Raw genomic sequence first — 25,637 nt, forward strand, 5'->3', positions numbered from 1 at the left:
GCGCTGCGGCATCGCACCCCCGATTTGTCGCGATTTCCGAGGCCGCGAAATCGCTTGAGGGAAAACCGACATGGTCCAGGCGCGTATCTATCAGGGCATCAAGAACAGCATGCAGTCGGGCCGTGCCCGCACCGCCGACTGGGTGCTCGAGTTCGAACCCGTCGAGCCGAAGCAGCCCGATCCTTTGACCGGCTGGGCAGGGTCGGGCGACACCCGCGGTCAGGTCAAGCTGAGCTTCCCGACGGTCGACGCCGCCAAGGCCTATGCTGCGGGCCAGGGCTTCGCGGTCGAGATCGTCCCGCCGCCGGCGAAGACGCTCAAGCTCCAGACCTACGCCGACAATTTCAACGTCGGGCCGATCGATCCGGCGTGATTTGTTAGGGCCAACGACGTTGGCCCGCCCTCAGACGCCGGGCGGCGGGCATCCGCCCGCCTTGGCTTCTTCCCCCGGACTTGATCCGGGGTCGGGCGGCCGTTCGGCCTTGCGGAGCCTTCGGCTCCGTTTCCCGCCTCATTATCGATATTTCAGGGTCACGCCCCCGCCAGGATATCGTCGGCGAGCAGCAGCAGCAGTTTGACGTCGATCATCTTGCCCGCCGCGCGCTGGGCGGCGACGAAGGCGGTGATCTCGGTCAGCGCGACGCGGTGGACGATGATATTCTCGCTGTCGACTCCGCCGCCGTCGCCGACCTTGGTCAGGCCGGTGGCGCGGACCAGGGTGAAGGTTTCGGAGACCATGCCCGGCGACGAGGCGAAATTGCCGAGCGAATCGATCCGGTCGGCGCGGTAGCCGGTTTCCTCCTCGAGCTCGCGTCCGGCGGCGATCTCGACCTCTTCCTCCTCGTCATGGTCGCCGACCAGCCCCGCGGGCAGTTCGATCGTCCACGCCTTGAGCGGTACCCGATATTGTTCGACCAGCAGGACATGGCCGTCGTCGACCGCCAGGATCACCCCCGCCTTGATGTTGCGGGCGCGGCCGACATATTCCCATTTGCCTTCGCGCATCGTCGTGATGAAGCGGCCCTGCCACATGATCTCGATCGGGCCATATTCGGTCGTTTCTGCATCGCTCACAGGCTGATCATCCGGTTGGGGATTTCGTCGGGATCGGTACCCGTACGTGGAAAATGCTGCGAAAGCACGTCGCCGACCGCGGCGACTGCTGCGGCCATGCCCTCGCCGGGCCGGCCGTCGCGCAGATGGTCGATCAGCAGCGCCATCGCCGCCCCCCAGGTCTCGGGCGCCACCTTGGCCGCGATCGATTCGTCGGCGACGATCTCGGCACGATGTTCGGCGAGCGAGAGATAGATCAGCACCCCGGTGCGGGTCTTCGTTCTCTGCTCGGTGCCGGTGCGGAACAGCATGATCGCCTGGGCATGGGCGCGGCGGGTCTTGGTCTTGGCCGGGGTGAAGAACATCCGCACCGGCCACCAGCCGATGATGAAACGCGCGGCGAGGAACTTGATCGTCACCGCGACCAGCAGCGCGGTCAATATTTCGCGGTGGGTCCATTCATGCTGCCAGCCGCCGCTCAGCCGGTCGACCAGGCCGAGATAGAAATCGGGGAAGGCGGCATAGACCGCGAGCGCCAGCAGCGCGGTCAGCGCCGCCCAGATCAGCGGCACGTCGTTGTAATTGTCCGATCGCCGCGCGACGATCGTGGCGATTTCGCCATCGGTTCGGGTTTCGGCTTCGGTCACCGCCTGGGTGACCAGTGCGATATCGGCTTCGCTGATGCTGTCGACCATGCCCGGCATCACCAACTCCCCGACGAACCGCCGCCGCCGAACGACCCGCCGCCGCCCGAAAAGCCGCCGCCACCGCCGCCTCCGCCCCAGCCCGATCCGCCCGACGAACCGCCACCCCAGCCGCCGCCGAGCCCCGGACCCCACAGGATCACCGGTCCACCGCCGTCGCGGCGATAGCGCCGGCCGCCACCGAAACGCCCGACGATGTTCGAGATCACGACGAAGGCAATGACGATCAGCCAGAAGATCAGCGAGATCGGCACGCCGCCGCCATGCTTGCGCTCTTTCTTGTCGGCGCTGACCATCGCCTGCGCGCGCGCCTGCGCCTGATCGTCGGGCAATTGCAGCAGCCCGACCAGCGCATTGGCACCGGCGACGATGCCGCCGGCCATGTCGCCGTCGCGAAAATGCGGCAGGATCTGGCGCTGGACGATGACGCTCGACAGCGCGTCGGTGACGATCGGTTCGAGCCCATAGCCGACCTCGATCCGCACCTTGCGCTCGGTCGGCGCGACCAACAGGATCAGGCCGTCATTGCCCTTCTTCTGCCCGATGCCCCAGGCACGGCCGAGCTTGTAGCCATAATCCTCGATCTCCTGGCCTTCGAGGCTGGGGACCGTGGCGACCACCATCTGATGTCCGCTTTGCGTTTCGAGCGCCGCGAGCTTGGCATCGAGATCGGCGGTCTGGGCGGCATCGAGCAGATGCGCGGCGTCGACCACCCGGCCGGTCAGTGGCGGGAAGGTCTGGGCGAAGCCCGGCGCGGCGAGCAGCAACACGATCGCCGCCAGCAGCACGACCCACGCCGTCCTGGCCCATGCGGCAGGCGCGTGCGGGCGCGGCGCGGCGAATGCGGCGGCGGTCATGCCGGTCAGAAGCCGACGGTCGGTGCTTTGTCGGAGCCTGCGCTGGCCTCGAACGACTGCATCGGCTGCGCGCCATGGAAGATCTTGGCGCCGATCGCGGTCGGGAAGGTGCGGATCAGCGTGTTATAGCTGCGCACCGACTCGTTATAATCGCGCCGCGCGATCGCGATCCGGTTCTCGGTGCCTTCGAGCTGGCTCTGCAGCGCCATGAACTGGTCGCTCGATTTGAGCTCGGGATAATTTTCGGAGGCCACCAACAGCCGGCTGAGCGATCCGCTGAGCTGGCCCTGCGCGTCGGCGAAGGCCTTGACCTTGGCGGGGTCCTGCAGGTCGTCGGCGGAAAGCTGGATACCGGTCGCGCGAGCGCGCGCGTTGGTCACGTCGGTCAGGACGGTCGATTCCTGCTTGGCATAGCCCTTCACCGTGGCGACGAGATTGGGGATCAGGTCGGCGCGGCGCTGATATTGGGTCTGGACGTCGGCCCATTTGGCCTTGGCCTCTTCCTGCGCGGTGGGAACGCTGTTGATCCCGCAGCCGCTCAGCGAAATCGCCGCGACGGGGACGAACAGGGCAGCTGCGAAACGGCGGTCGATGGTCATCTGGAGGTCTTCCCCTGGTCCAACTGTATTATTCGCGTAGGTAGGCCCGGTTTGTCCGGCTTCAATGCCGCGCTTGACCTTTATTGCACGGCCGCGATGATCGCGCCAAGGCTGTCGGTAGCGGAGTGAAAAGATGCTCAACGATTTCAAGACGTTCATCAACAAGGGCAACATCATTGGCCTTGCGGTCGCGGTGATCATCGGCGCTGCCTTCGGCAAGATCGTCTCGTCGCTCACCGACGATATCATCATGCCGGTGATCGGCTATGTCTCCGGTGGGCTCGATTTCTCGAGCTATTTCCTGCGGCTGAGCGCGATCCCGGCCGATTTTGCCGGTTCGGCGAGCAACTATGCCGATCTCAAGAAAGCCGGCGTGGCGATGATCGGGTTTGGTCAGTTCGTGACGGTCGCGGTCAATTTCCTGATCGTCGCCTTCGTGATGTTCCTGATCGTTCGGGCCGCCAGCAAGTTCGAGAAGGCCGAGGAAGCCAAGCCGGCCGCGCCCGCCGCCCCGCCCGAGGATGTCGTCCTGCTGCGCGAGATCCTCGAGGAGCTGAAGAAGAAGGCGAGCTGAACGGGGGCGGTGCGGTTCGCCCTTCAAATTCGCTGCGCACCCTCTATATAGGTCGGTGCCGGGTTCGCCCGGCTATGGCGATAAATGATGTCGTGAAATAGATGCAGCGGACCCGGGGGCGGTACCCGGCGACTCCACCACAAACCTTGGTTCGCCAAGGATTATGACGGGGTCGAACTAGGATCGACGTGTGTTCAAAGACGATGTTTTTGCCCGGCCTGAATGAGCCGTAAAACCGTTCAAAACTACAAGTGCTAACGATAACGAGGCACTCGCGATTGCCGCGTAACTGAGTCCTAACAGACGAAGTTACAAGGCTTAAGCGCGGTTCGGTCCGCACCGGGCAACAGAAGCGGAATCCAGCGGTACGGGGAGCACCGGGCAACAGAAGCTCCCCACTTCCGGGCCGGCCGGCATTCGCTTGGGCTGGCCTGCAAATGACGCTTTTCTGCGCTTCCGGTGCTCACGTACTGAAAGTACGCTGCGCGCCGGTTCTCGAAAAACATCATTTTCGGCACAGCCCAAGTCGAATGTCGACCGGCCCTGTCCGGCTTCAGATACAGGGCTCACGCGGCCCGCGACCCCAGCGCCCTTTGGCGGCGGCGTTGGACCGAGGAGCCGAGGCCGATCGCCTCGCGATATTTGGCCACCGTGCGCCGGGCGAGGTCGAAGCCCTTGTCCTTGAGCAGGTCGACCAGCTTGTCGTCGGACAATATGTCGTCGCCTTCGGCGGCGATCAGCTTGACGATCTGGCTCTTGACCGCCTCGGCCGACACCGCGTCGCCGCCATCGGAAGCCGAGACCCCGCTGGTGAAGAAATATTTGAGCTCGTGCAGCCCGCGCTCGCACATCAGATATTTGTTCGATGTCACCCGGCTGACGGTCGATTCGTGCATCGAGATCGCATCGCCGACCGCCTTGAGGGTCAGCGGCCGCAGATGCTCGACGCCGTGGACGAAGAAGGCTTCCTGCTGCTTCACGATCTCGGTCGTTACCTTCAGGATCGTGCGGGCGCGCTGGTCGAGCGCCTTGACCAGCCAGTTGGCGCTGGCGAGGCATTCGGACAGCCAGGCCTTGCTCGCCTTGTCCTGCGGGCCGCTCGCCAGCTCGGTATAATAATCGCGATTGACCAGCACCCGCGGCAGGGTGGCGCGGTTGAGTTCGATCGCCCAGCCGCCCGGCAGTCTGGCGATGAAGATGTCGGGCGACACCGGGGCCGCGGTCTCGCCGCCGAAGCGCAATCCGGGCTTGGGATCATAGCCGCGCAGTTCGCGGATCATGTCCGCCATATCTTCCTCGTCGACCCCGCAGATGCGCCGCAGCTGCGGCAGCGCGCCGCGCGCGAGCAGATCGAGATTGGCGATCAGCCGCGCCATCGCCGGATCGTAGCGATCGGCCTCCTTCGCCTGCAGCGCGATGCATTCGGCGAGATTGCGCGCACCGACCCCGGTCGGATCGAGCCGCTGGATCGCGAGCAGGACGCGGTCGACATGGTGGAGCGGCACCCCCATCTGCTGGGCGATCTCGAAGGTCTGGCCGGCGAGATAGCCGGCCTCGTCGATCATATCGATCAGCTGCTGCGCGATCAGCAGGTCGCCCCCCGACAGGATCTGGCCGATCTGCGCGATCAGATGGTCCTGGAGCGAGATGGTCGCGGTCGCGAAGCTGTCGAGATCGATCCCCTCGTCGCCGCCCCCGCCGCCTTCGAGCCCCAGCCCGCCGTCGAGGCCGCGGCCGCCATCGCTCATGCTGTCGGCGGCGCTGTCGTGATGGAAGGTCTCGGCGCCATAATCGACGTCGAGCGGGGCGTCGCCCGCGGCATCGCCCGCCGCCATCAGCCGGTCGGCGGTCGGCGGATCGTCGGCGCTGAAACCGTCATCGTCGAAACCCGATTCGCCGCCGGCGCCGTCGCCGGGATCGAAATCGGGGCCGTCCTCGCGATTCGGCGCCTCGGACTCGCCACCGCCGGCTTCGAGCAGCGGATTCTTGTCGATCTCCTCGGCGATGAACGCCTCGATCTCGAGATTGGAGAGCGCCAGCAGCTTGATCGCCTGCTGGAGCTGCGGCGTCATTACCAGCGACTGGCTCTGACGCAGGTCGAGGCGGGGGCCGAGCGCCATTATGCCAAGGGCCGTCGGATCATCTCAAAGCGAGAAACTCTCGCCCAGATAGAGGCGGCGGACATTGGGATCGGCGACCAGTTCGGCGGGGCTGCCCTGGAACAGCACCTTGCCGTCATAGACGATGCAGGCGCGGTCGACGATGTCGAGGGTCTCGCGGACATTGTGATCGGTGATCAGCACGCCGATGTCGCGGCGCTTGAGATCCTTCACCAGGTCGCGGATGTCGGCGATCGAGATCGGATCGATGCCCGCGAACGGTTCGTCGAGCAGCATGATCGACGGGCTCGCCGCCAGCGCGCGGGCGATCTCGCAGCGGCGGCGCTCGCCGCCCGACAGCGCCATTGCCGGCGCATCGCGCAAATGGGTGAGGTGGAATTCGGCGAGCAGCGATTCGAGCCGGTCGTTGCGCACGCCTTTGTCGGGCTCGATCAGTTCGAGCACGGCGAGGATATTCTGGCTGACGCTCAGCCCGCGGAAGATCGAGGTCTCCTGCGGCAGATAGCCCAGGCCCAGGATCGCGCGGCGGTACATCGGCAGGGTGGTGATATCGTCGCCGTCGAGCAGGATGCGGCCGGCGTCGGGTTTCACCAGCCCCATCACCGAATAGAAGCAGGTCGTCTTGCCGGCGCCGTTGGGGCCGAGCAGGCCGACCACTTCGCCACGCGCGACATCGAGCGAGATGTCCGACAGGACCTGGCGCTTGTCGTAGGATTTGGCGATCGAGACGACCGACAGGCCGCGCCCGATTCCCTCCTCGATCGGACGGCCGGAGCGTTCGCCAAAGCGTTCAATCGTGGCGGTATCGTTCATGAGCGGACCATCCTGGCGGCTTTCAACGCAAGCCGCGGTTTAGCGATACGCCGGGCGCGGGGAAACTGGCAAGCTTCGTGCATGCCGAAGATTCATCGCGACGGGCGCCGGTTCGGCGAACCTCAATCCTTGCGCGGCGGCGGCGTGAAGCGACCGGTGACCCGGCCGCCACGCCCGCCGACGGCGCCGCCGTCCATCGTGGCGATGCCGGTGTTGAGGTTCATCACCAGCCGGGCGCCGTTGGTATCGCCCTGGCCCGGACGGGTGAGCGTCACTCCGCCGATCATCGTGATCAGCCGCTTCTGGAGATCGTAGATGCCGAATTGCGCGCGCGCGGTTTCGGTCGGGCTCTTGACGGTGACGCCGCCGCTGGCGTCCATCCGGGTCACCTGGGTGCTGCCGGCCTTGTTGTAGGCGATCGTCAGCCGGTCGGCGTTCATCGTCATATTGCCCTGCTTGACGTCGACATTGCCGGTCAGCACGGCGCGGTCGGCGCGGTCCTGCAGCTCGATGCGGTCGGCCGAGAAATCGACCGGCGCGTTGCTGTCGTGATTCTTGAGCGCGGAGACCGCCTGCGCCGAAACCGGGGCAGGGGCGAGCACCGCGACAAGCGCGAGGGCGATGATCGGATGAAGCGTCGCGTTCATGGTTTCGCCTTGCCCTGCCCCTGTACGATATGCAAGCGCGCGCGCCCCTCGAGCACCACGACATGGGTGTTGAGATCCGCGGTGAAATGGTCGCCGGTGAAGGTGCCGAGCGGCATGATCCCGTCGACATTGCCCTGGCTCGCCAGCGTCCGGCTTTCCATGTCGACGCCGACGTCGCGGGTCTTGATCTTGTAGCCGTCGGCCGACTGGAACAGCACCGGCCCGTCGATCGCGATCTTCTGGCTGTCCATGTCGTAACGGCCGCGATTGGCGACGATCGTCGCCGGGCCGTCCTGCAGCTGGATCTTCGCCGCGAGGGTCGACAGCTTGACCACGGGATCCCGCGAGGTCGCCTGGACCGCCGACGCGGCGGTCAGCTGAAACGGCTCGCCCTTCGAATCCTCGCCGCGATAGATCGCCTTGGTCACGCGCAGCCGCTCGCGGGCCAGTTCGACTCGGTCCTTCGACAGCACGAAGCTGATGTCGCTGCCGATCGTCAGCGGCGCGATCGTCAGCACCACCACCAGCACCAGGATCGCCGCGGGCAGGACCAGCCGCAGCAGGCCGATCAGCCGGTCATGGCTGCTGCCCGATGCGGCCCAGAGCTGCCGTCTGGATCTGGCGCTGTCGGCGAGTTCGGACATCTAGATATGCGCGAAGATGTCGACTTCGGGCCAGCCGGCGAGATCGAGATCGGCGCGGGCGGGCAGGAAGTCGAAACAGGCCTGGGCGAGCTCCATCCGGCCTTCGCGAATCAGCCGCTCGTCGAGCTTTGCCTTCATCGCATGGAGATAGCGCACGTCCGACGCGGCATAATCCTTCTGCGCGTCGCTCAGTTCGGGCGCCCCCCAGTCCGAGGATTGCTGCTGCTTGGAGATTTCGGCACCGAGCAGTTCGCGCACCAGCTCCTTGAGGCCATGGCGGTCGGTATAGGTGCGGATCAGCCGCGAGGCGATCTTGGTGCAATAGACCGGCGCCGCGACCACGCCGAGATAATGGCGGATCGCCGCGAGATCGAAGCGCGCGAAATGGTAGAGCTTGAGCCGGTCGGGGTCGCCTAGCACCGCGCGCAGATTGGGCGCGGCAAAGCTGCTGCCGGCGGCGAAGCGAACGAGATGTTCGTCGCCATGGCCGTCGGAGATCTGGACCAGGCAGAGCCGGTCGCGCGGAGTGAGCAGGCCCATCGTCTCGGTATCGACGGCGACGGGACCGGGGGCGAGGACGCCCTCGGGCAGGTCCTCCTGGTGCAGATAGACAGTCATCCCGACCGCATAGGCCCCAAGCCCGCTGCGCTCAACCCGTTTGGCGACCGGGATCCTGCAGGGTCGCGCAATCGCCTCACGGCCTGTTGCGCGCCTGTCGCCGGTTGCGCGCGAAGATGTTGAGCGCCTCGACCGCGGCCGAAAAGGCCATCGCGGCATAGATATAGCCCTTGGGCACATGCACCCCGAAGCCTTCGGCGATCAGGGTCATGCCGATCATGAACAGGAAGGCGAGCGCGAGCATCACCACCGTCGGATTGCGTTCGATGAAGCGCGACAGGGGGCCGGCGGCGGTCATCATCGCCGACACCGCGGCGATCACCGCGAGGAACATGATCGGCACATGGTCGGTCATGCCGACCGCGGTGATGATCGAGTCGATCGAGAAGACGAGGTCGAGGATCACGATCTGGACGATCGCCGCGCCGAAGCCGAGTCCGGCCTTGCCGGTATCGGCCGCCTCGGCACCGTCATCGGCGTCGACGCTGTGGTGGATTTCGGTGGTCGCCTTCCAGACCAGGAACAGTCCGCCGGCGACGAGGATCAGGTCGCGCCACGAGAAGCCATGGCCGAAAGCCTCGAACAGCGGCTGGGTGAGCCGCACGATCACCGCGATCAGGCTGAGCAGCACCAGCCGCAGGATCAGCGCGAGGCCGATCCCGATCTGCCGCGCGCGTGCCCGATAGCGTTCGGGCAGCTTGTTGGTCAGGATCGAGATGAAGATGAGGTTGTCGATGCCCAGCACCACCTCCATCGTCACCAAGGCGACGATCGCCGCCCAGTTGGCCGGATCGGCGAAGATGGCGATGATGTTCGACATGATGGTCCGGCCCCCGATGATCGCGTTCGCGGGAGGTGGCGCTTCGTCCGGCGAGCGGCAAGGGGCGCTTGCGAATCGCTCGCGGCCAGCGCCGCTTTTTCACCTGAATTCAGGATGACCGATGTCACAATTTCTGGGGAAAATACGGTAACAGGCTCATTTCGGCCGCGCTTTGCACCGCATCGGCGCTCGGATGGCGGCGAAACCGCTCGCAGCAGCCCCCGTTTTGCTTTATGGCAATTATTAGGCATGGCTCATTTTGCGTGCCGAAGGGTCTGTGTGCTGCGCCCGGCACGCTTGGCCCTTCGATGATTTGGGGCGACATTCGGGAAGACTTGGACGGCATGAGTTTCGATAGAGGGCGGCGCGGTCAGCGCGGCGGCAGGGACAAGCGCGACGGCTTCGGCGAGGACAGCTATGGTGGCGGTTTCGGCGGCGGCGGCGATCGGTTCGGTGGTGGCGGCGGCTTCGGTGGCGGTGATCGTTTCGGCGGTGGCGGCGGCTTCGGTGGCGGCGATCGCTTCGGCGGTGGCGGCGGCGGCGGTGACCGCTTCGGCGGCGGTGGCGGCGGCGGCGGTTATCGCGGCGGCGGTGGCGGCGGCTTCGGTGGTGGCGGCGGCGGTGGCCGTGGCGGCATGCCGGCGCAGGTCATCGGCGAAGGCAAGGGCGTCGTCAAATTCTTCAACGGACAGAAGGGCTTCGGCTTCGTCGTTCGTGACGATGGCGGCGAGGACGTGTTCGTCCATATCTCCGCAGTCGAGCAGGCCGGCCTGACCGGTCTCGCCGAAGGTCAGCCGCTCGGCTTCACCCTCGTCGATCGTGGCGGCCGCATCTCGGCGACCGATCTCAAGATCGACGGCGAGCCGCTGCCGGTCGAGGACCGCGGTCCTCCGCGTGATCGCGACGCCCCCCGCGCCGGTGCCGGCGCTGGTGGCCCCTCGCGTCAGCTCACCGGTGAAAAGGCGAGCGGCACGGTCAAGTTCTTCAACGCGATGAAGGGCTTCGGCTTCATTCAGCGCGACGATGGACAGCCCGATGCGTTCGTCCACATCTCGGCCGTCGAACGTGCCGGCATGACCAATCTCAACGAAGGCGACCGGCTCGAGTTCGAACTCGAGGTCGATCGTCGCGGCAAATATGCGGCGGTGAACCTCACCCCGCTTCAGTGATCGTCGGTGCCTGGCCTCGGCCAGGCACAGTCACACGATAAGGAGAGGGCCCGGCTTCATCGAAGCCGGGCTTTTTCTTTGGGTATCGATCGGCGTGTCGATCGACCCCGGACTACGCGCACCGAAGGCTTTGCGGGCCTCGGCGAAAGACCTGGACGATCAGACCTTCGCGGGAATGAACTTCAGCGCGACCCCGTTCATGCAATAGCGCTTGCCGGTCGGCTGCGGACCGTCGTCGAAGACATGGCCGAGATGGCCGCCGCAGCGGTGGCACAGCACCTCGGTGCGCGGATAGCCGAGTTCGAGATCGGTCTTGGTGGCGACTGCGCGGGGCAGCGGCTGCCAGAAGCTGGGCCAGCCGGTGCCGCTGTCGAACTTGGTCTTCGATGCGAACAGCGGCAGCGCGCAGCCCGCGCAGGCAAAGGTGCCGGCGCGATGTTCGTTGAGCAGCGGGCTGGTGCCGGGCCGCTCGGTCGCGGCGTGCCGCAGCGTCTGATAGGCGGCGGGCGACAGCCGCTTGCGCCATTCGGCGTCGCTCAGCGTCACCTCATATTTCGCGTCGTCGGCCGACCAGGCGCGGCCCGCGCCGAGCATGGCGACCACCGCGGCGCTCATCCCCGCGCCGATCAAGGTCCTGCGATCGATCCTGCCAGCCATCGTCCACTCCATATCGCTCTCCCTTCCTATACGGATTGGAAGACGGTGCGGTTTCACTGCGCCCTTGGATATCGACCGATTTCCCAGCGGCACAAAAGCGCGGTAACGGGCGGGGCATGAACCATGGCTTGCCCGCTGTCGACCTGCGCGAGGCGATCCGGGCCGAGGCGTTGCGCCTCGGCTTCGCCGCCTGCGGTTTCGCGCGCGCCGATGCCGCCCCCGAAAGCGCCGGCCGACTCGACCAATGGCTCGAAAGCGGCGCGCATGGCAGCATGGCGTGGATGGAGGCGCGCAAGGACCAGCGTGCCCGCCCGCGGACATTGTGGGGCGATGCCCGGTCGCTGATCATGCTGGGGATGAGCTACGCCCCGGCCGAAGATCCGATGCGGCTGGCGGACGAACCCGGGATCGGCCGAATCTCGGTCTATGCCCAGGGCGCCGACTATCATGACGTGGTCAAGAAGGCGCTCAAGGCGCTGGCGCGCTGGCTGGTCGAGCGGGCGGGCGGCGAACTGAAAGTGTTCGTCGATACCGCGCCGGTGATGGAGAAGCCGCTGTCGGCGGCGGCGGGGTTGGGCTGGCAGGGCAAGCACAGCAATCTCGTCTCGCGCGATCATGGCAGCTGGCTGTTTCTCGGCGCGATCATGACCTCGATCGACCTGCCGCCCGACGATCCGACGCCCGATCGCTGCGGATCGTGCGATGCCTGCCAGCGGGCCTGCCCGACCGATGCCTTTCCCGCGCCCTATCAGGTCGATGCGCGGCGCTGCATCTCCTATCTGACGATCGAGAACAAAGGGCCGATCCCGCGCGCTTTCCGGGCCGCGATCGGCAATCATATCTATGGCTGCGACGATTGCCTGGCAGTCTGCCCGTGGAACAAGTTCGCCGAAGCCGCCGCCGCCAATCGGGCGTTCGTCGGCCGTGCCGAACTGATGGCGCCGCGTCTCGCCGACCTGATCGGGCTCGACGATGCCGATTTCCGTAGCATTTTCGCGGGTTCGCCGATCAAGCGGATCGGTCGCGACCGGATGATCCGCAACGTCGCGATCGCCGTCGGCAACAGTGGCGACCCGGCGATGGTCGCGAAATTGCTGCCGCTGCTCGACGACCCCGCGCCGATCGTCCGCGGTGCGGCGATCTGGGCGCTGGGGCGGCTCGATCCCGAGCGTTTCGATCGGGAACGCGACCGCCGGGTCGTCGGTGAAGACGATCCGGCGGTCGTCGACGAGTGGCTCAGCTTTCAGCCTTAAGGCTTGCTGCTCTCGCCGCACCGGCCTCCTTGATGAACGCCCATACCGCCATCGCGAAGGGCGGCTTCTGCTGTTGCTGCCAGTCGCCCATATTGTCGTAGAGCCGGGCTGCCCCCGCCTGCATCTCCGGAGTCGCCACCCGGGTGAAAGGCTCGAGCAGCGCGGTCCATTCGGCGAGGAAGGCCTGCGCCTGCGCGCCGGCGGGGTCGAGCGGCAGCGCCGTCTCGATCCGCGCCGAAAGCGCGGCCCATTTGGCGCTGTAATCGGCCTGGTCGAATCCGGCGGGCACGTCGCCCATCTTCTCCGCCCAGCGTGCCTTTTCCTCCGGGGTGAAATAGCGGTCGGTGACCGCCTGCCAATTTTCGGGTTCCATGATCGTCGTCCCTTGTCGAATCAGCGAGCAGAGGGTCGCGACGTCGATCGGCTCGCCACGATCGATGCGGGACTGGACCGAAAGCAGCAGGCCCCGGGCGCCGTCGATCTCGGCGCGCTTCGCGTCGAGCGCCTCGATCTGGGCGGCCACCATCCGGCCGAGGTCGGGTGTGCGCTGCCCGATCATCCGGCCGATCTCGGCCAGGCTGAACCCGGCCTGCTTGAGCGCGACGATCGCATTGAGCCGCGCCAGCTCGCCGCGGCCATAGCAGCGGCGGCCGCTCGCAGTGCGCAGCGGGCGCACGAGCTGGCGCGCCTCGTAGAAGCGCAGCGCGCGGCTGCTGAGCCCGGTGAGGCGGGCGACTTCGGCGATGTCGATCACGTCTTCCATGAGCGCTTGGTAGCGGTTGACCCTAGGTCAACTTCAAGCGCCAATTCACCGCATCGGGAAAATTACTGGACGCAGGGCCGCGCCGGCAGTGTCTTGCCGCTGCCCGCCAGCGACAGGGTTGCGGCGGCGCCGTCGACATAGCTGATCGCGATGCTCGATCCGCTGCGGATCGCGGCCCAGAGCCGGGCGAATTCGCCGCGCTTCTTGTCCGAATCGATCTGGAGGCCGCCCTTGCCGCCGGCGCGCATCAGGATCGTCTGCCCGGCCGCCTTGAACCCGACCTGCTCGTCTCCGGGCGGCAGCGCGCCGCGGATCTGGACCGAGACGCTGGCCGGACCCTCGCTGGGGCACGAGATGATCAGATTGGTCGCCTTCTCGCCCAGCGGGCCGACGCTATATTCATGGACGCCCTGGTTGAAGCCCGAAGACCAGCGCGAGGGCAGCGCCATCAACGGTGCGGTTACGATCAGACCCGACATGATCGCGAGCGCGACTTTCATTCCATCCTCCTTGCGAAACCTGTGCGCTGAACGCGCGAAGGTCGTTTCGGTGGCATGGCATGATCCGGTTCAAAAATGCTGAACGGGCATCGCCTCAAAAATGCCGAATCTAGAGCAGCAGTCCGGCGAGCGCCGCCGACATCAGATTGGCGAGGCTGCCCGCCGCCAGTGCCTTCAGGCCCAGCTTGGCGATCATCGGGCGCTGGTTGGGGGCGAGGCTGCCGGTCGCCGCCATCTGGATCGCGATCGACGAGAAATTGGCGAAACCGCACAGCGCGAAGGTCGCCACCGCGATGCTGTGTTCGGACAAGGTGGTCTTGATCGTGCCGAGATGGATATAGGCGACGAATTCGTTGAGCACGACCTTCTCGCCGAACAGCCCGCCGACCTGCTGCGCCTCGGCCCAGGGGATGTTGAGCAGCAGCATCACCGGCGCGAACACATAGCCGAGCAGCCCCTGGAAACTGAGGTCGGCGATCCCGAACATCGCACCGACTCCGGCGAGCAGCCCGTTGGCGAGCGCGACCAGCGCGACGAAGGCGAGCACCATCGCCCCGACCGCGACCGCGATCCGTACGCCGGTCTGCGCACCCTGGCTCGCCGCCATGATCAGATTTTCGGGGCGCTCTTCGTCCTCATGGGTCTCGGCGATCGCGATCACCGCATCTTCGGGATCGTCGCCGAGCGGGAGTTCGCCCTGGGGCTTGCGCGGATCGGGCATGATGATCTTCGCCATCAGCAGCGCCCCCGGCGCCGACATGAACGACGCCGCGAGCAGATAATCGATGCGGATCCCCATCGCCGCATAAGCGGCGAGGATGGTGCCGGCGACCCCGGCCATGCCCGAGGTCATCACCGCGAACAGCTGATAGGGGGCGAGCCCGGCGAGATAGGGGCGGATCACCAGCGGCGATTCGCTCTGGCCGACGAAGATGTTCGCCGCCGCGCACAGCGATTCGACCTTCGAGACCCCGATCACCTTCTCGATGCCGCCGCCGACCCAGCGGATCACGAACTGCATGATCTTGAGATAATAGAGGATCGAGACGAGCGCCGCGAAGAAGATGATCACGGGCAGCGCGGCGATCGCGAACGAGGTGCCGCCGATTTCGGGCTTGGCGAGCGGGCCGAACAGGAAATTGGTGCCGGCCTGGGCATAGCCGAGCAGGTTGGCGACGCCGTTCGACAGGAAGGCGAGCGCCGCCCGCCCGGGTTCGAACCGCAGCACCAGCACGGCGATTCCGGCCTGGAGCGCGAACGCCGCGCCGACCACCCGCAGCCTGATCGCCTTCCTGTCCGATGACATGGCGAAGGCGAGCGCGAGGATCACCAGGATGCCGGCCAGGCCGATCAAGATCTTGTTCATATGGTAGAGCGCGCCCCCGGTGCCGATCGCGTCAGCCGCCGGGCGCGCGATCGATCATGCAAAGCGACAGCATGCCGCTTCGCCGCGGCCGGTCAAGCGCCTCTTTCGCACCCGCGAAATTGCCGTTAGCGTGGATCGATGCAGACACGTCCGGCACCCGTCCTCACCCGCTCGCTTTTCGTCTTCTCGCTCTTCTATGGCGGCATGGTCTGCATATCGGGGGTGCTGGGGGTCAAGCAGGTCGCGCTCGGGCCGCTGGCGGTCGAGGCGGGCATCTTCGGCTTCCTGCTGCTGGTGGTGATGGGCAGCGCGGTTGCCGAACTCCATGGCCGCGCCACCGCCGACGCGCTGGTGCGCTGGGGTTTCCTGCCGCTGATCGTCTCGGCGGGGCTGATCCAGCTGGTGCTGGCGCTGCCGACCGATCCGGGCATGTATCCGCCCGCGGTCGAGGCCTTTCCGATCGTCGTCGGCCAGGGCGCGCGGATGATGATCGCCGGGCTGATCTCCTATGGCAGCTCGCAGACGCTCAACGTCTTCATCTTCTCGAAGCTCAAGGGCAGCGAAGGCCAGGGCCGGCTGGTGTGGTTCCGCGGGATGATCGCCAGCGTCGTCAGCCAGGTCATCGACACGCTGCTGTTCATCAGCATCTCCTTCTATGGCGAGCGCCCGATCCTGGGGCTGATGGCGGGGCAGATGACGACCAAGGTCGTGCTGTCGATCGTGCTGGTGCCGCCGCTGATCACCCTGTTCGTCGCGATCGGCCGCAAGCTCGACGCGAGGGGCTGATCCGCTTTTCGCGATTTCCGGGCGGTCTGCTGTTTCCTCCAGCCGTGAAATCGCTTTAAGGCATTCTCATGCCTTCCCCGATCGAAGCCCTTCAGCGTACCTTCGGATATGCCCATTTCCGCGGCCGCCAGCAGGACGTCATCGACCGGGTGATGGCCGGGCAGCATAGCCTGGCGGTGATGCCGACCGGCGCCGGCAAGTCGCTGACCTATCAGATCCCGGCGCTGTGCCGCGAAGGCACCGGGCTGGTGGTGTCGCCGCTGATCGCGCTGATGCACGACCAGGTCCGCTCGGCCGAGGCCGCCGGCATCCGCGCCGCCGCGCTGACCTCGGCCGACGACAATCGCGACCAGACGATCGACCGGTTCCGCAACGGCGATCTCGATCTCCTCTATGTCGCGCCCGAACGCGCCTCGACCGAGGGGTTCCGCCGGCTGATCGACCGGGTCCATCTCAGCCTTATCGCGATCGACGAGGCGCATTGCGTGTCCGAATGGGGGCATGATTTCCGCCCCGACTATCGGCTGCTGCGCTCGCTGGTCGAGGCGCACCCCGAGGTGCCGCGGCTCGCGCTGACCGCGACCGCCGATCGCCACACCCGCGCCGACATATTGGCGCAGCTCGGCATTCCCGACGAGGGGCTGATCCTCGCCGGCTTCGACCGGCCGAACCTGCGTTACGCGATCACCCCGCGCGACGGGATCGGTCGCCAACTCGCCGACGTCCTCGCCGAAAATGCGGGGTCGGGAATCATCTACGCGCCGACCCGCGACGCGACCGAGAAGCTCGCCGCGCAGCTGGGCGCCGGCGGCCGGCCGACACGGGCCTATCATGCCGGGCTCGATGCGAGCGTGCGCGCCGCCAACCAGCGGGCGTTCGTCGCCAGCGAGGACATGGTGATGGTCGCGACCGTTGCCTTCGGGATGGGAATCGACAAGCCCGACGTGCGCTTCGTCGCGCATGCCGGGCTGCCCAAGTCGGTCGAGGCCTATTATCAGGAAACCGGCCGCGCCGGCCGCGACGGCGATCCGGCGGTCACCCATCTGTTCTGGGGCGCCGAGGATTTCGCCCGGGCGCGGCGCCGGATCGAGACCGACGTCGAGGAGGCGCGGCGCGCCGGCGAGCGCCAGCGGTTGAACGCGATGGCGATGCTGGTCGAGACGCCAACCTGTCGCCGTGCGATCCTGCTGCGCCATTTCGGCGACAGTCCGCCCGAGCGCTGCGGCAATTGCGACAATTGCCTGACGCCGCCCTCGTCGATCGACGCCAGCATCGTCGCGCAGAAGCTGCTCTCGGCGGCATTCCGCACCGAGATGCGCTACGGCGTCACTCACCTGACCGACGTGCTGGCGGGCAAGGAGACCGACAAGATCCTCGGGGCCGGCCACAACCGGCTGTCGGTGTTCGGCATCGCCGACGAAGAGGAGCTGCGACTGGTGAAGCCGGTCGCACGCGCCTTGCTTGCACGCGACGCATTGCGTGCCGATGACTATGGCGGGCTGTCGTTCGGGCCCGCGGCCAAGGCGATCCTGAAAGGCGAGGAAAGCCTGTCGATCGTGCTGGCGCCGAAGCGAGAACGCCGCCGGAAGGACCGGACTGGTGGTGGCGCCGACTATCCGCCCGATCCGCTGTTCGACGCGCTGCGTGCGCTGCGCCGCGACCTCGCCCGCGCCGCGGGCGTGCCGCCCTATGTCGTCTTCCTCGACGCGACCCTGCGCGAGATGGCGGCGCTCAGGCCCGAAACCGCGGGTGGCCTCGCGCAGATTTCGGGGGTAAGCGCGAAGAAACTCGAAAATTATGGTGACGACTTCCTGGCCGTCATCCGTTCGCACAGTTGAGGGGAAGCCCATGTTCCGCAAGATCGATGAGACGCTGTCGGTGTTCGGCCAGATCCAGCCCGACGATGTCGAGGCCGCTGCGGCCCAGGGTTTTGCCCTGATCGTCAACAACCGCCCCGAAGAGGAAGAGCCCGGCCAGCCATCGGGCGAGGCGATCCGTCAGGCGGCGCGCGATGCGGGCATCGCCTATGTCGCGATCCCGATCACCCATGCCGGCTTCTCGGTGGCGCAGGTCGACGCGATGCGCGCGGCGCTTGCCAAGGCCGAGGGACCGGTGCTCGCCTTCTGCCGCTCGGGGACGCGCTCGACTCTGTTGTGGGCGCTGGCGAAGGCGGCCGACGGCGAGGATGCCGATGTGCTGGCGCGCAAGGCGGCCGGTGCGGGCTATGATGTGTCGCCGGTGCGCGCCTTCATGGCGCCACGTTGAACTTGTCCATCAGGGCGTCACGCGCGCCCAGATCGGCAGATGGTCGGAGGCGAGCCGCGCGCGTTCGCTGATGTGCACCCCGCACGAGACGATGTGCAGGTCCTGGCTGGTGATGATCCGGTCGAGGCAGCCGACCGGGCGGCGGCTATGATAGCTGCGCCCGGTCGCGGCGACCCGGTGGTCGATCAGGAAATCGCGGATGCAGCCGCCATAGAGCGACCATTCGTTGAGGTCGCCCATCAGCACGGTCGGCATCGGGTGGCGGCGCGCGCGGACATGGGCGATGATCGCGCGGACCTGGCGCCGCCGCCACATCCCCGACAGGTCGAGATGCATCCCGACCACGCGCAGCGCGACCCCGCGGACTCGCAGTTCGGCGAGCACCGCGCCGCGCGGCTCGAGCGTGGGCAGGTGGATCGGCTCGTAATCGATCAGCTCGACCCCCTGGCGGATCAGGATCGCATTGCCGTGCCAGCCGATCCCGCCGGGGCGGATGTCGAACGGCACCGGACGATAGTCGCCCTGCGCGGCGATGATCTCGGGCGGCAACGCGCTTTGCCGTGCGCCGAACCGGCGGTCGGCCTCCTGCAGTGCGACGACATCGGCCTTGATCTCGTGGAGGACCTCGAGGATCCGGCCCGGATTGCGGCGGCGGTCGGTGCCGATGCCCTTGCGGATATTGTAGCTGGCAACGCTGATCATGTTCGTACCTTGGACGTCTGATCCTGCTTAACAAAAAAAGGGCCGGTAGGTTGCCCCACCGGCCCGAGTGCGTTCGCAGGAGGAACGCCTGGAGGGGCCGCCGCGGCGGACGGCCCCAATGCGATTACATGTTGTAGGCGCGCTCGCCATGTTCGGTGATGTCCAGGCCTTCCAGTTCGGTCTCGACCGAGGGGCGCAGCCCGATGGTCTTGTCGATGAGGAAGAACAGGATCGCCGACACGCCGCCCGACAGGACGAGGGTCAGTGCCACCGCCTTTGCCTGGGTGATGACCTGCGCCACGATGTCGTACGCTTCGGGATGGAACGCCGCCGGGAAGACGGTGTAGTCGTAATAGCCCTGACCACCGAGCGACGGCGCGGCGACGATGCCGGTGCCGATCGCGCCGACGATGCCGCCGACGCAGTGGACGCCGAACACGTCGAGCGTGTCGTCATAGCCGAGCTTGTTCTTCACCGTGGTGACGAAGAAGAAGCAGACGATCGAGACGACGATGCCGAGGATGATCGAGGTGAGCGGCGCGCCGAGGCCCGCCGCCGGGGTGATCGCGACGAGGCCGGCAACCGCACCCGAGGCCGCGCCGAGGAGCGAAGGCTTGCCGTGCACGAGCTGCTCGATCACCGCCCAGGCCACGGCCGCGGCGGCGGTCGCAACGAAGGTGTTGATGAAGGCAACCGCGGTCACGCCATTGGCTTCGAGGTTGGAACCGGCGTTGAAGCCGAACCAGCCCACCCACAGCAGCGAAGCGCCGATCATGGTCATGGTCAGCGAGTGCGGCGGCATCGGCTCGGTCTTGTAGCCGACGCGCTTGCCCAGGACGAGGCAGCCCGCGAGGCCCGCGATACCGGCGTTGATGTGCACCACGGTGCCGCCCGCGAAGTCGAGCGCGCCCATGCCCCACAGGAAGCCCGCGTCGGTCGGAGCGTCCGGCAGGAAGTCCGGGCCAGCCCAGTACCAGACCATGTGCGCCATCGGGAAATAGACGATGGTGAGCCACAGGACCATGAACAGCATCAGCGGCCAGAACTTCACGCGTTCGGCAAAGGCGCCGACGATCAGCGCCGGCGTGATGCAGGCGAAGGTCATCTGGAACACCACGAACACATATTCGGGCAGATAGACGTTGTTGGAGAAGGTCGCCGCATAGGTGCTGGCGTCGACGCCCTTGAGGAAGGCCTTGCTGAACCCGCCGACGAACGGCGTGCTGCCGGACGTGAAGGCCATCGAATAGCCCCAGCCGACCCAGACCAGTGCCGCGATCGACACGATCATCAGCACCTGCATCAGCACCGACAGCATGTTCTTCGAGCGGACGAGACCGCCGTAGAACAGCGCCAGCGCGGGAACCGACATCATCAGCACGAGGGCGGCCGAGGTCAGCATCCAGGCGACGTCGCCCTTGTTGAACATGCCGGCCTGAGCGGCCGCGTCGGGCGCCTTGATAAGATCCGCCGCGAAAGCGGGCATCGCGGTCAGCGCGGAGACGGCAAGGATGCCGAGACCAGCCGCTATCTTGTTAGAGAGCTTCATGTTTCCCCCTTTGCTCAGAGCGCGACGTCGTCGGTCTCGCCGGTGCGAATGCGCACCGCCTGAGCGACGTCGAGAACGAAGATCTTGCCGTCGCCGATGGCGCCGGTGTTGGCGGACTGCTGGATCGCCTCGACGACCCGGCCCGACAGGTCGTCGGTGGTCGCCACCTCGATCTTGATCTTCGGGACCATGTTCGTGCTGTATTCGGCCCCACGGTAGATTTCCGTCTGACCCTTTTGCCGTCCGAAGCCCTTTACCTCGGTAACGGTCATGCCCTGCACGCCCAGCCCGGAAAGTGCTTCACGCACTTCATCGAGTTTGAACGGCTTGATGATGGCAATGACGAGTTTCATTTCGCCTCCCTCTTTTAAGCCCGATTGTGCAACGCAATAAGCGTGCCAGCCGGGCGAGGGCTGGATTCATTCACCGGATTGTCACGAATCGATCGGCGCAGGCGCCGCATTTCACGGCACTTTGATCAAAGATTAAGCCGTGCCTGCTTTTTGGGCAGAATTCGGCGGCAGCGTAACGAGCAGCACGGTCACCGGTTCCGCAGGGCGGCCGAATGCGCAATCGATGGGCAATAGCTGTGAGGCTACCAACCCTCGCTCGCGGCGATCGCGTCGGCCTCGCCGGGACGATCGCCGCGGCCGAGCGCGGCATTGCGGCCCGGAAAGCGCCCGAAGCGCGCGATCATGTCGCGGTGGAGTGTCGCGAAGCGCACGGCTTCGACATCGCCGAGCGCGGTGAACAGCGCGACCGAGCGGTCCTGGTCGTGCGCGTCCTCGCTGTGCTGGAACGGCATGTAGAGGAACTGGCGCCGTTCGGCCGGCAGCGCCAGGTCGAACCGCGCGTCGACCGCGCCGCGGGCAATGGCCAGGGCGAGCGGATCGGTCGCGAAGGCATCGGCCCGGCCGCGGAACATGTTGCGCGGTAACTGATCGAACAGCACCACCGCGGCGAGCGCCTGGTCGGCCGAGCCCAGAAAGGATTCGGGCACGCGGTCGCGCCATGCGTGCCAAAGGTCGAAAAAGCGCGCGCGGATCGCGTCGTCGAGCGCGGGGTCATGGTCCCACCAGCCGCTTTCGCCGCACGTGCCGAACCAATAGTCGAGGACCGCGCGCGTGTCTTCTTCGTCGGTCATCATGCCACCGGCCGGCCGCGGGTGGCGAGCGCCTCGACCTTGGGCATGATCGCCTCGATCGAGGCGCGGCCGATGTCGATCAATTCCCGGGCGCGGGTGAAGTCGTGGATCTCGACATGGCCGACCGGCAGATTGAGCGCGAGGTCGGGCGGATCGAGCGCGAGCGAGGCGCGCGACAATTCGGCCATCAGCAGCATCGTCGAGGCGCGCACCACTGCCATCGTCGAATGATTGCCGCCGGGGCGGTTGCGGATCAGCCCGGCGACGCGGCGGCCATGATAATCGCCCTGCAGGTTGATCGCGAGGATCGGCAGGTCGGGCGCGATTGCGCGGGCGGCGGCGACCGGCACCGGCATCACCACCCCGCCGTCGACCAGGAAATGGCCGTCGCGCCGCACCGGCCGGAACAGGCCGGGAATCGCGATCGACGCCAGGATCGCCGGGGTCACCGGGCCGCGGTCGATGATCACCGCCTCGCCGGTGGCGAGATCGGTCGCGACGGTCGCTGCCGGCATCCACAGGTCGCGGAACTGGAGATCGGCGAGATGGATCTGAAGCTCGCGGGCGATCGTGCGCCCGCCGAGCACCGCGCCGGGCTTCAGATGCAGGTCCATATAGGACAGCACCCGCAGCCAGCTCGCGGTGCGGGCGATATGTTCGAGCGCGTCGAGCTTGCGCGCGGCGAGGCAGACCGCGGCGAGCGCGCCGATCGAGGTGCCCGCGGCCGCCCGGACCTCGATCCCGGCGGCCTCGAGGCCGCGCAGCACGCCGATATGGGCCCAGCCCAGCGCCGCGCCGCCGCCCAGCGCGACCGCGATCGCCATCTCAGGCCGCCGTGCCGCCCACGGTCAGCGCCGAGATCATCACCGTCGGCTGACCGACCCCGGCGGGAACCGACTGGCCACCCTTGCCGCAGATGCCGACGCCCTCGTCGAGCGCCATGTCGTTGCCGATCGCGGTGACCTTGGTCAGCACCGACGGACCGTCGCCGATCAGGGTCGCGCCCTTGATCGGCTGGGTGATCCGGCCATTCTCGATCTTGTACGCCTCGGTGCACGAGAAGACGAACTTGCCGCTGGTGATGTCGACCTGTCCGCCGCCGAAGCTCTTGGCGAAGATGCCGTTCTTCGCGCGCGCGACGATCTCGCCGGGATCGTCGTTGCCGCCATACATGAAGGTGTTGGTCATCCGCGGCATCGGCGCATGGGCATAGCTTTCGCGGCGGCCGTTGCCGGTCGGCTCGACCCCCATCAGCCGGGCGTTGAGCCGGTCCTGGATATAGCCCTTCAATATGCCGTCCTCGATCAGGACGTTGCACTGGGTTGGGGTGCCCTCGTCGTCGATGCTGAGCGAACCGCGGCGGTCGGCGATCGATCCGTCGTCGACCACGGTCACCCCGGGGGCGGCGACCCGCTCGCCGATCCGGCCCGAAAAGGCCGAGGTGCCCTTGCGGTTGAAATCGCCCTCGAGCCCATGGCCGATCGCCTCGTGGAGCAGCACGCCGGGCCAGCCGGGGCCGCAGACCACGGTCATTTCGCCGGCGGGGGCGGCGACCGCGTCGAGATTGACCACCGCCTGGTGGATCGCCTCGTCGATCGCGCGGTTCCAGGTCGCCGGCTCGAACAGCCGGTCGTAGAGATAACGGCCGCCAAGGCCGAAAAAGCCCGATTCGCGCCGGCCATTCTGTTCGACCACGACCGAGACGTTGAGCCGGACGAGCGGGCGGATGTCGAAGGCGACGAATCCGTCGGGGCGGACGATCTCGACCACGCTCCACGATCCCGACAGCCCGACCGAGACCTGCTGGACGCGCGGGTCGCGGGCACGGGCGGCGGCGTCGATCTCCTGGCAGAGCGAGACCTTGCGCGCGAACGGGATCAGGCCAAGCGGATCCTCGCCGGTATAGAGCCGGCTGTTGGTCCGGCGCGGCGGCGGCGAGCGCACCCCCTTGCTCGGATCGAGCAGGGTCATCGTCTCGCCGGCGCGGCGGATCGCCGCCTCGCTCAGTTCATTGGCATGGGCGAAGGCGGTCGTCTCGCCCGACACCCCGCGCAGGCCGAAGCCCGCCTGGGTGTTGTAGTCGGCGGTCTTGAGCCGGCCATCGTCGAAGGCGAAGCTCTCCGACGAGATATATTGGAGATAGAGCTCGCCGTCGTCGCACCCCTTGAGCGTCTCGGCGGTGAGCCGGAGTGCGGCGTCGGGATCGAGCGCGTTCTCGCGATAGAGGAAGCGGCGGGGGTCTGCGGGCATGATCATGTCCGCAGATATAGGCCGATTGTTCGTGCGATCTAGGGCCGAAACGCCGAATCAGCCCGTGCGGCGCTTGAGCAAATCGATCGAAGATGCGTCAGCATCTTCGAGATCGCGTATCAGTGGTGCGATCCGCCATGGCCGCCGTCGAGGATGAAATGCCGGTCGCAATAGCCGCAATCGGCATAGCCGATATCGGGATCGATCTCGATGAACACGCGCGGATGGCCGAGCGCGGCCCCGCCGGGAATCTCGGACGCGCCGTCGCAGACGACTCGGCTCGAGGTGACATGGACCGTTTCGGGGGCTTCGGGCTGCGTGCTCATGGCCGTCAATTAGCAACCGGCCAGCGCCAGCGCAATCGGCGGCGGCCGCCGCGCGACAGCTTAATAGCGATAGCGGCGATTGCCGTAGCGGCTGTTCTCGAACGAGAAGGTCGCCATCCCGTCCTGGCCGATCGGTACCGCGGCGGTGCCGAACACCCCGCGCGCGCCGCCGGTGCCGACAAAGGCCCCGACCTCGCCATGGATCTTGCCGCTCAATCCATTGACCGGCAGGTCGGATGTCGACGGGCCACCGCCCTGTTCGGCGGTGTCGAGGATCTTCGCGCGCGCCTCGGGCGACAGGGTGACGACCTGTTCCTGCGCGAAACCGGCAGCCGGCAGGGTCAGCAACAGCAAGGCGGGAAGGATGCGGATCATAAGCTGACGTTGGGCATATCGATGTGAAGCTTCGCTGAACAGCGCGAATTGCGGCCGCGCGCATGTCGGCTCTTCATGGCCGGCAACGCTGATCGCCCTTTGCACCCGCGCGCGCCAGCGGCTATGCCGCCCCCGTCATGAATGAAGCAGCCATCAGCATCCGCGGCCTCTCCAAGATTTACGGCGACGGCAAACAGGCGCTGTTCGACGTCGATCTCGACATTCCGCGCGGGCAGATCTTCGGATTGCTCGGCCCCAATGGCGCCGGCAAGTCGACCACGATCAACATCCTCGCCGGGCTGGTCAACAAGACCCGCGGCGATGTGTCGATCTGGGGCTTCGACATCGACAAGGATCCGCGCAACGCCAAGTTCGCGATCGGGATCGTGCCGCAGGAGATCGTGTTCGATCCCTTCTTCTCGCCGCGCGAGACGCTCGACAACACCGCCGGCTATTATGGAATCCGCAAGGTCGACCGCAAGACCGAGGAACTGCTGCGCGCGGTCCATCTGCTCGACAAGGCCGATGCCTATGCCCGGTCGCTGTCGGGCGGCATGAAGCGCCGGCTGCTCGTCGCCAAGGCGATGGTGCACAGCCCGCCGGTGCTGGTGCTCGACGAGCCGACCGCGGGCGTCGACGTCGAACTGCGCCAGCAGCTCTGGGCCTATGTCCGCGAGCTCAACGACCGCGGGGTGACGGTGGTGCTGACCACCCATTATCTCGAAGAGGCCGAGGAACTGTGCGACCGGATCGCGATCATCAACCATGGCCGCGTCATCGCCAACGAACCGACCCGCGAACTGGTCGGCAAGGCGCAGGAAAAGGCGGTCGAGGTCACTGTCGACCGCGATCTCGAGGTTGCACCGCAGGCGAGCTGCTTCTCCAAGGTCGATCTGCTGTCGCCGCGGACGATCCTGATCGTCTACGACAAGAGCCAGGTGAACGCCGGCGAAGTGCTCGCCGCGGTCCAGCAGGCCGGGCTCGGCATTGTCGACGTGTCGACCCGCGAGGCCGATCTCGAGGACGTCTTCCTCAGCCTGACGAGGGCATCCAACGCGCAAGCCGCCTGAACCCCGCTATGCC

At 66.7% G+C, this 25,637-nt stretch carries 30 protein-coding genes and 1 other RNA gene; 9 read left to right on the forward strand and 22 right to left on the reverse strand.

Annotated features, from left to right (window positions below; translation table 11 throughout):
• The first annotated feature begins 70 nt into the window (after nt 1-70).
• Complete coding sequence (locus tag AC1RM6_RS24100) at nt 71-373, forward strand: ETC complex I subunit (RefSeq protein WP_493105962.1); 303 nt, start codon at nt 71-73, stop codon at nt 371-373.
• A 158-nt stretch (nt 374-531) separates the two neighbouring features.
• Here AC1RM6_RS24100 and AC1RM6_RS24105 read toward each other — a convergent pair whose 3' ends face one another.
• From AC1RM6_RS24105 to AC1RM6_RS24120, 4 genes are read right to left on the reverse strand one after another with little or no spacing between them, the layout of a single operon-like run.
• The gene (locus tag AC1RM6_RS24105; RefSeq protein WP_493106177.1) at nt 532-1,032 is read right to left on the reverse strand and encodes an NUDIX hydrolase; all 501 of its coding nucleotides are present in this window, start codon (nt 1,030-1,032) and stop codon (nt 532-534) included.
• Nucleotides 1,033-1,070: 38 nt separating this feature from the next.
• Nucleotides 1,071-1,757, reverse strand: coding sequence for a TPM domain-containing protein (locus AC1RM6_RS24110; RefSeq protein ID WP_493105964.1), 687 nt, complete (start codon nt 1,755-1,757; stop codon nt 1,071-1,073).
• On the reverse strand, nt 1,757-2,614 hold the full coding sequence (locus AC1RM6_RS24115; protein WP_493105966.1) for a TPM domain-containing protein: 858 nt from the start codon (nt 2,612-2,614) through the stop codon (nt 1,757-1,759). Before AC1RM6_RS24115 ends, AC1RM6_RS24110 begins: the two co-directional genes overlap by 1 nt.
• A gap of 5 nt (nt 2,615-2,619) precedes the next feature.
• Nucleotides 2,620-3,213 (reverse strand): LemA family protein, encoded by a 594-nt coding sequence (locus AC1RM6_RS24120; protein WP_493105968.1) that lies wholly within the window; start codon nt 3,211-3,213, stop codon nt 2,620-2,622.
• A 133-nt stretch (nt 3,214-3,346) separates the two neighbouring features.
• Here AC1RM6_RS24120 and mscL point away from each other — a divergent pair, with 133 nt between their 5' ends.
• Both mscL and ssrA read left to right on the forward strand, forming a co-directional pair.
• A complete protein-coding gene (gene mscL, locus AC1RM6_RS24125) occupies nt 3,347-3,787 on the forward strand; it encodes a large conductance mechanosensitive channel protein MscL (RefSeq protein ID WP_493105970.1) in 441 nt (146 codons plus the stop codon).
• An 18-nt stretch (nt 3,788-3,805) separates the two neighbouring features.
• Nucleotides 3,806-4,148, forward strand: a transfer-messenger RNA (tmRNA) gene (gene ssrA, locus AC1RM6_RS24130).
• Between the two features lie 205 nt (nt 4,149-4,353).
• Here ssrA and rpoN read toward each other — a convergent pair.
• The 6 genes from rpoN to AC1RM6_RS24160 form a co-directional block, all read right to left on the reverse strand.
• Nucleotides 4,354-5,907, reverse strand: a complete 1,554-nt coding sequence (gene rpoN, locus AC1RM6_RS24135; protein ID WP_493105972.1) for an RNA polymerase factor sigma-54 — start codon at nt 5,905-5,907, stop codon at nt 4,354-4,356.
• A gap of 24 nt (nt 5,908-5,931) precedes the next feature.
• Nucleotides 5,932-6,720 (reverse strand): LPS export ABC transporter ATP-binding protein, encoded by a 789-nt coding sequence (gene lptB, locus AC1RM6_RS24140; protein WP_493105973.1) that lies wholly within the window; start codon nt 6,718-6,720, stop codon nt 5,932-5,934.
• Nucleotides 6,721-6,842: 122 nt separating this feature from the next.
• A complete protein-coding gene (locus AC1RM6_RS24145; RefSeq protein WP_493105975.1) occupies nt 6,843-7,367 on the reverse strand; it encodes an LptA/OstA family protein in 525 nt (174 codons plus the stop codon).
• Nucleotides 7,364-8,011 (reverse strand): LPS export ABC transporter periplasmic protein LptC, encoded by a 648-nt coding sequence (gene lptC / locus AC1RM6_RS24150; RefSeq protein ID WP_493105977.1) that lies wholly within the window; start codon nt 8,009-8,011, stop codon nt 7,364-7,366. The genes AC1RM6_RS24145 and lptC overlap by 4 nt, the downstream gene beginning before the upstream one ends.
• Nucleotides 8,012-8,629 carry a ribonuclease D gene (locus tag AC1RM6_RS24155; RefSeq protein WP_493105979.1) on the reverse strand — a complete coding sequence of 206 codons (618 nt, stop codon included), beginning with the start codon at nt 8,627-8,629 and terminating at the stop codon, nt 8,012-8,014. It abuts the gene before it with no gap.
• 76 nt (nt 8,630-8,705) lie between these two features.
• On the reverse strand, nt 8,706-9,449 hold the full coding sequence (locus AC1RM6_RS24160) for a TerC family protein (protein WP_493105981.1): 744 nt from the start codon (nt 9,447-9,449) through the stop codon (nt 8,706-8,708).
• A gap of 344 nt (nt 9,450-9,793) precedes the next feature.
• Between AC1RM6_RS24160 and AC1RM6_RS24165 the strand changes: the two genes are divergently transcribed.
• Nucleotides 9,794-10,618 carry a cold-shock protein gene (locus tag AC1RM6_RS24165; protein ID WP_493105983.1) on the forward strand — a complete coding sequence of 275 codons (825 nt, stop codon included), beginning with the start codon at nt 9,794-9,796 and terminating at the stop codon, nt 10,616-10,618.
• Between the two features lie 159 nt (nt 10,619-10,777).
• On the opposite strand, the gene msrB is transcribed toward AC1RM6_RS24165, so the two are convergent.
• Nucleotides 10,778-11,275, reverse strand: coding sequence for a peptide-methionine (R)-S-oxide reductase MsrB (gene msrB, locus AC1RM6_RS24170; protein ID WP_493105985.1), 498 nt, complete (start codon nt 11,273-11,275; stop codon nt 10,778-10,780).
• Nucleotides 11,276-11,391: 116 nt separating this feature from the next.
• Between msrB and queG the strand changes: the two genes are divergently transcribed.
• On the forward strand, nt 11,392-12,528 hold the full coding sequence (queG, locus tag AC1RM6_RS24175) for a tRNA epoxyqueuosine(34) reductase QueG (protein ID WP_493105987.1): 1,137 nt from the start codon (nt 11,392-11,394) through the stop codon (nt 12,526-12,528).
• Here the strand turns inward: queG and AC1RM6_RS24180 are convergent.
• The 3 genes from AC1RM6_RS24180 to AC1RM6_RS24190 all read right to left on the reverse strand — a co-directional run bounded on the left by AC1RM6_RS24180 (nt 12,512) and on the right by AC1RM6_RS24190 (nt 15,157).
• Nucleotides 12,512-13,291: a MerR family transcriptional regulator gene (locus AC1RM6_RS24180; RefSeq protein WP_493105989.1), complete on the reverse strand. Its 780-nt coding sequence runs from the start codon at nt 13,289-13,291 to the stop codon at nt 12,512-12,514. The genes queG and AC1RM6_RS24180 overlap by 17 nt on opposite strands.
• Nucleotides 13,292-13,353: 62 nt before the next feature.
• Complete coding sequence (locus AC1RM6_RS24185; protein ID WP_493105991.1) at nt 13,354-13,791, reverse strand: YfjT/YkfB family phage-associated protein; 438 nt, start codon at nt 13,789-13,791, stop codon at nt 13,354-13,356.
• Nucleotides 13,792-13,900: 109 nt separating this feature from the next.
• The gene (locus tag AC1RM6_RS24190) at nt 13,901-15,157 is read right to left on the reverse strand and encodes a NupC/NupG family nucleoside CNT transporter (RefSeq protein ID WP_493105993.1); all 1,257 of its coding nucleotides are present in this window, start codon (nt 15,155-15,157) and stop codon (nt 13,901-13,903) included.
• Nucleotides 15,158-15,295: 138 nt separating this feature from the next.
• On the opposite strand from AC1RM6_RS24190, the gene AC1RM6_RS24195 reads away from it, so the two are divergent.
• The 3 genes from AC1RM6_RS24195 to AC1RM6_RS24205 all read left to right on the forward strand — a co-directional run bounded on the left by AC1RM6_RS24195 (nt 15,296) and on the right by AC1RM6_RS24205 (nt 18,208).
• Nucleotides 15,296-15,943, forward strand: a complete 648-nt coding sequence (locus tag AC1RM6_RS24195; protein ID WP_493105995.1) for a queuosine precursor transporter — start codon at nt 15,296-15,298, stop codon at nt 15,941-15,943.
• A 68-nt stretch (nt 15,944-16,011) separates the two neighbouring features.
• Nucleotides 16,012-17,781, forward strand: a complete 1,770-nt coding sequence (gene recQ, locus AC1RM6_RS24200; protein ID WP_493105997.1) for a DNA helicase RecQ — start codon at nt 16,012-16,014, stop codon at nt 17,779-17,781.
• 10 nt (nt 17,782-17,791) lie between these two features.
• A complete protein-coding gene (locus tag AC1RM6_RS24205; protein ID WP_493105999.1) occupies nt 17,792-18,208 on the forward strand; it encodes a protein tyrosine phosphatase family protein in 417 nt (138 codons plus the stop codon).
• A 9-nt stretch (nt 18,209-18,217) separates the two neighbouring features.
• On the opposite strand, the gene AC1RM6_RS24210 is transcribed toward AC1RM6_RS24205, so the two are convergent.
• The 8 genes from AC1RM6_RS24210 to AC1RM6_RS24245 all read right to left on the reverse strand — a co-directional run bounded on the left by AC1RM6_RS24210 (nt 18,218) and on the right by AC1RM6_RS24245 (nt 24,554).
• The gene (locus AC1RM6_RS24210) at nt 18,218-18,910 is read right to left on the reverse strand and encodes an endonuclease/exonuclease/phosphatase family protein (RefSeq protein WP_493106001.1); all 693 of its coding nucleotides are present in this window, start codon (nt 18,908-18,910) and stop codon (nt 18,218-18,220) included.
• A 124-nt stretch (nt 18,911-19,034) separates the two neighbouring features.
• Nucleotides 19,035-20,459: an ammonium transporter gene (locus AC1RM6_RS24215; protein ID WP_493106003.1), complete on the reverse strand. Its 1,425-nt coding sequence runs from the start codon at nt 20,457-20,459 to the stop codon at nt 19,035-19,037.
• 14 nt (nt 20,460-20,473) lie between these two features.
• Complete coding sequence (locus AC1RM6_RS24220) at nt 20,474-20,812, reverse strand: P-II family nitrogen regulator (protein WP_493106005.1); 339 nt, start codon at nt 20,810-20,812, stop codon at nt 20,474-20,476.
• A gap of 242 nt (nt 20,813-21,054) precedes the next feature.
• The gene (locus tag AC1RM6_RS24225; RefSeq protein WP_493106007.1) at nt 21,055-21,603 is read right to left on the reverse strand and encodes a DUF924 family protein; all 549 of its coding nucleotides are present in this window, start codon (nt 21,601-21,603) and stop codon (nt 21,055-21,057) included.
• Entirely contained in the window at nt 21,603-22,427 is an 825-nt protein-coding gene (locus AC1RM6_RS24230) for a patatin-like phospholipase family protein (RefSeq protein WP_493106009.1), read from the reverse strand. The genes AC1RM6_RS24225 and AC1RM6_RS24230 overlap by 1 nt, the downstream gene beginning before the upstream one ends.
• Nucleotide 22,428: 1 nt before the next feature.
• On the reverse strand, nt 22,429-23,859 hold the full coding sequence (gene tldD, locus AC1RM6_RS24235) for a metalloprotease TldD (RefSeq protein ID WP_493106011.1): 1,431 nt from the start codon (nt 23,857-23,859) through the stop codon (nt 22,429-22,431).
• A gap of 113 nt (nt 23,860-23,972) precedes the next feature.
• Nucleotides 23,973-24,179, reverse strand: coding sequence for a zinc-finger domain-containing protein (locus tag AC1RM6_RS24240; protein ID WP_493106013.1), 207 nt, complete (start codon nt 24,177-24,179; stop codon nt 23,973-23,975).
• Between the two features lie 60 nt (nt 24,180-24,239).
• A complete protein-coding gene (locus tag AC1RM6_RS24245) occupies nt 24,240-24,554 on the reverse strand; it encodes a hypothetical protein (protein ID WP_493106015.1) in 315 nt (104 codons plus the stop codon).
• A 137-nt stretch (nt 24,555-24,691) separates the two neighbouring features.
• Here AC1RM6_RS24245 and AC1RM6_RS24250 point away from each other — a divergent pair, with 137 nt between their 5' ends.
• Nucleotides 24,692-25,624, forward strand: a complete 933-nt coding sequence (locus AC1RM6_RS24250) for an ABC transporter ATP-binding protein (protein ID WP_493106017.1) — start codon at nt 24,692-24,694, stop codon at nt 25,622-25,624.
• The last annotated feature ends 13 nt before the right edge of the window (nt 25,625-25,637 follow it).

Source organism: Rhizorhabdus sp. GW822-FHT03C02, from assembly GCF_058801765.1.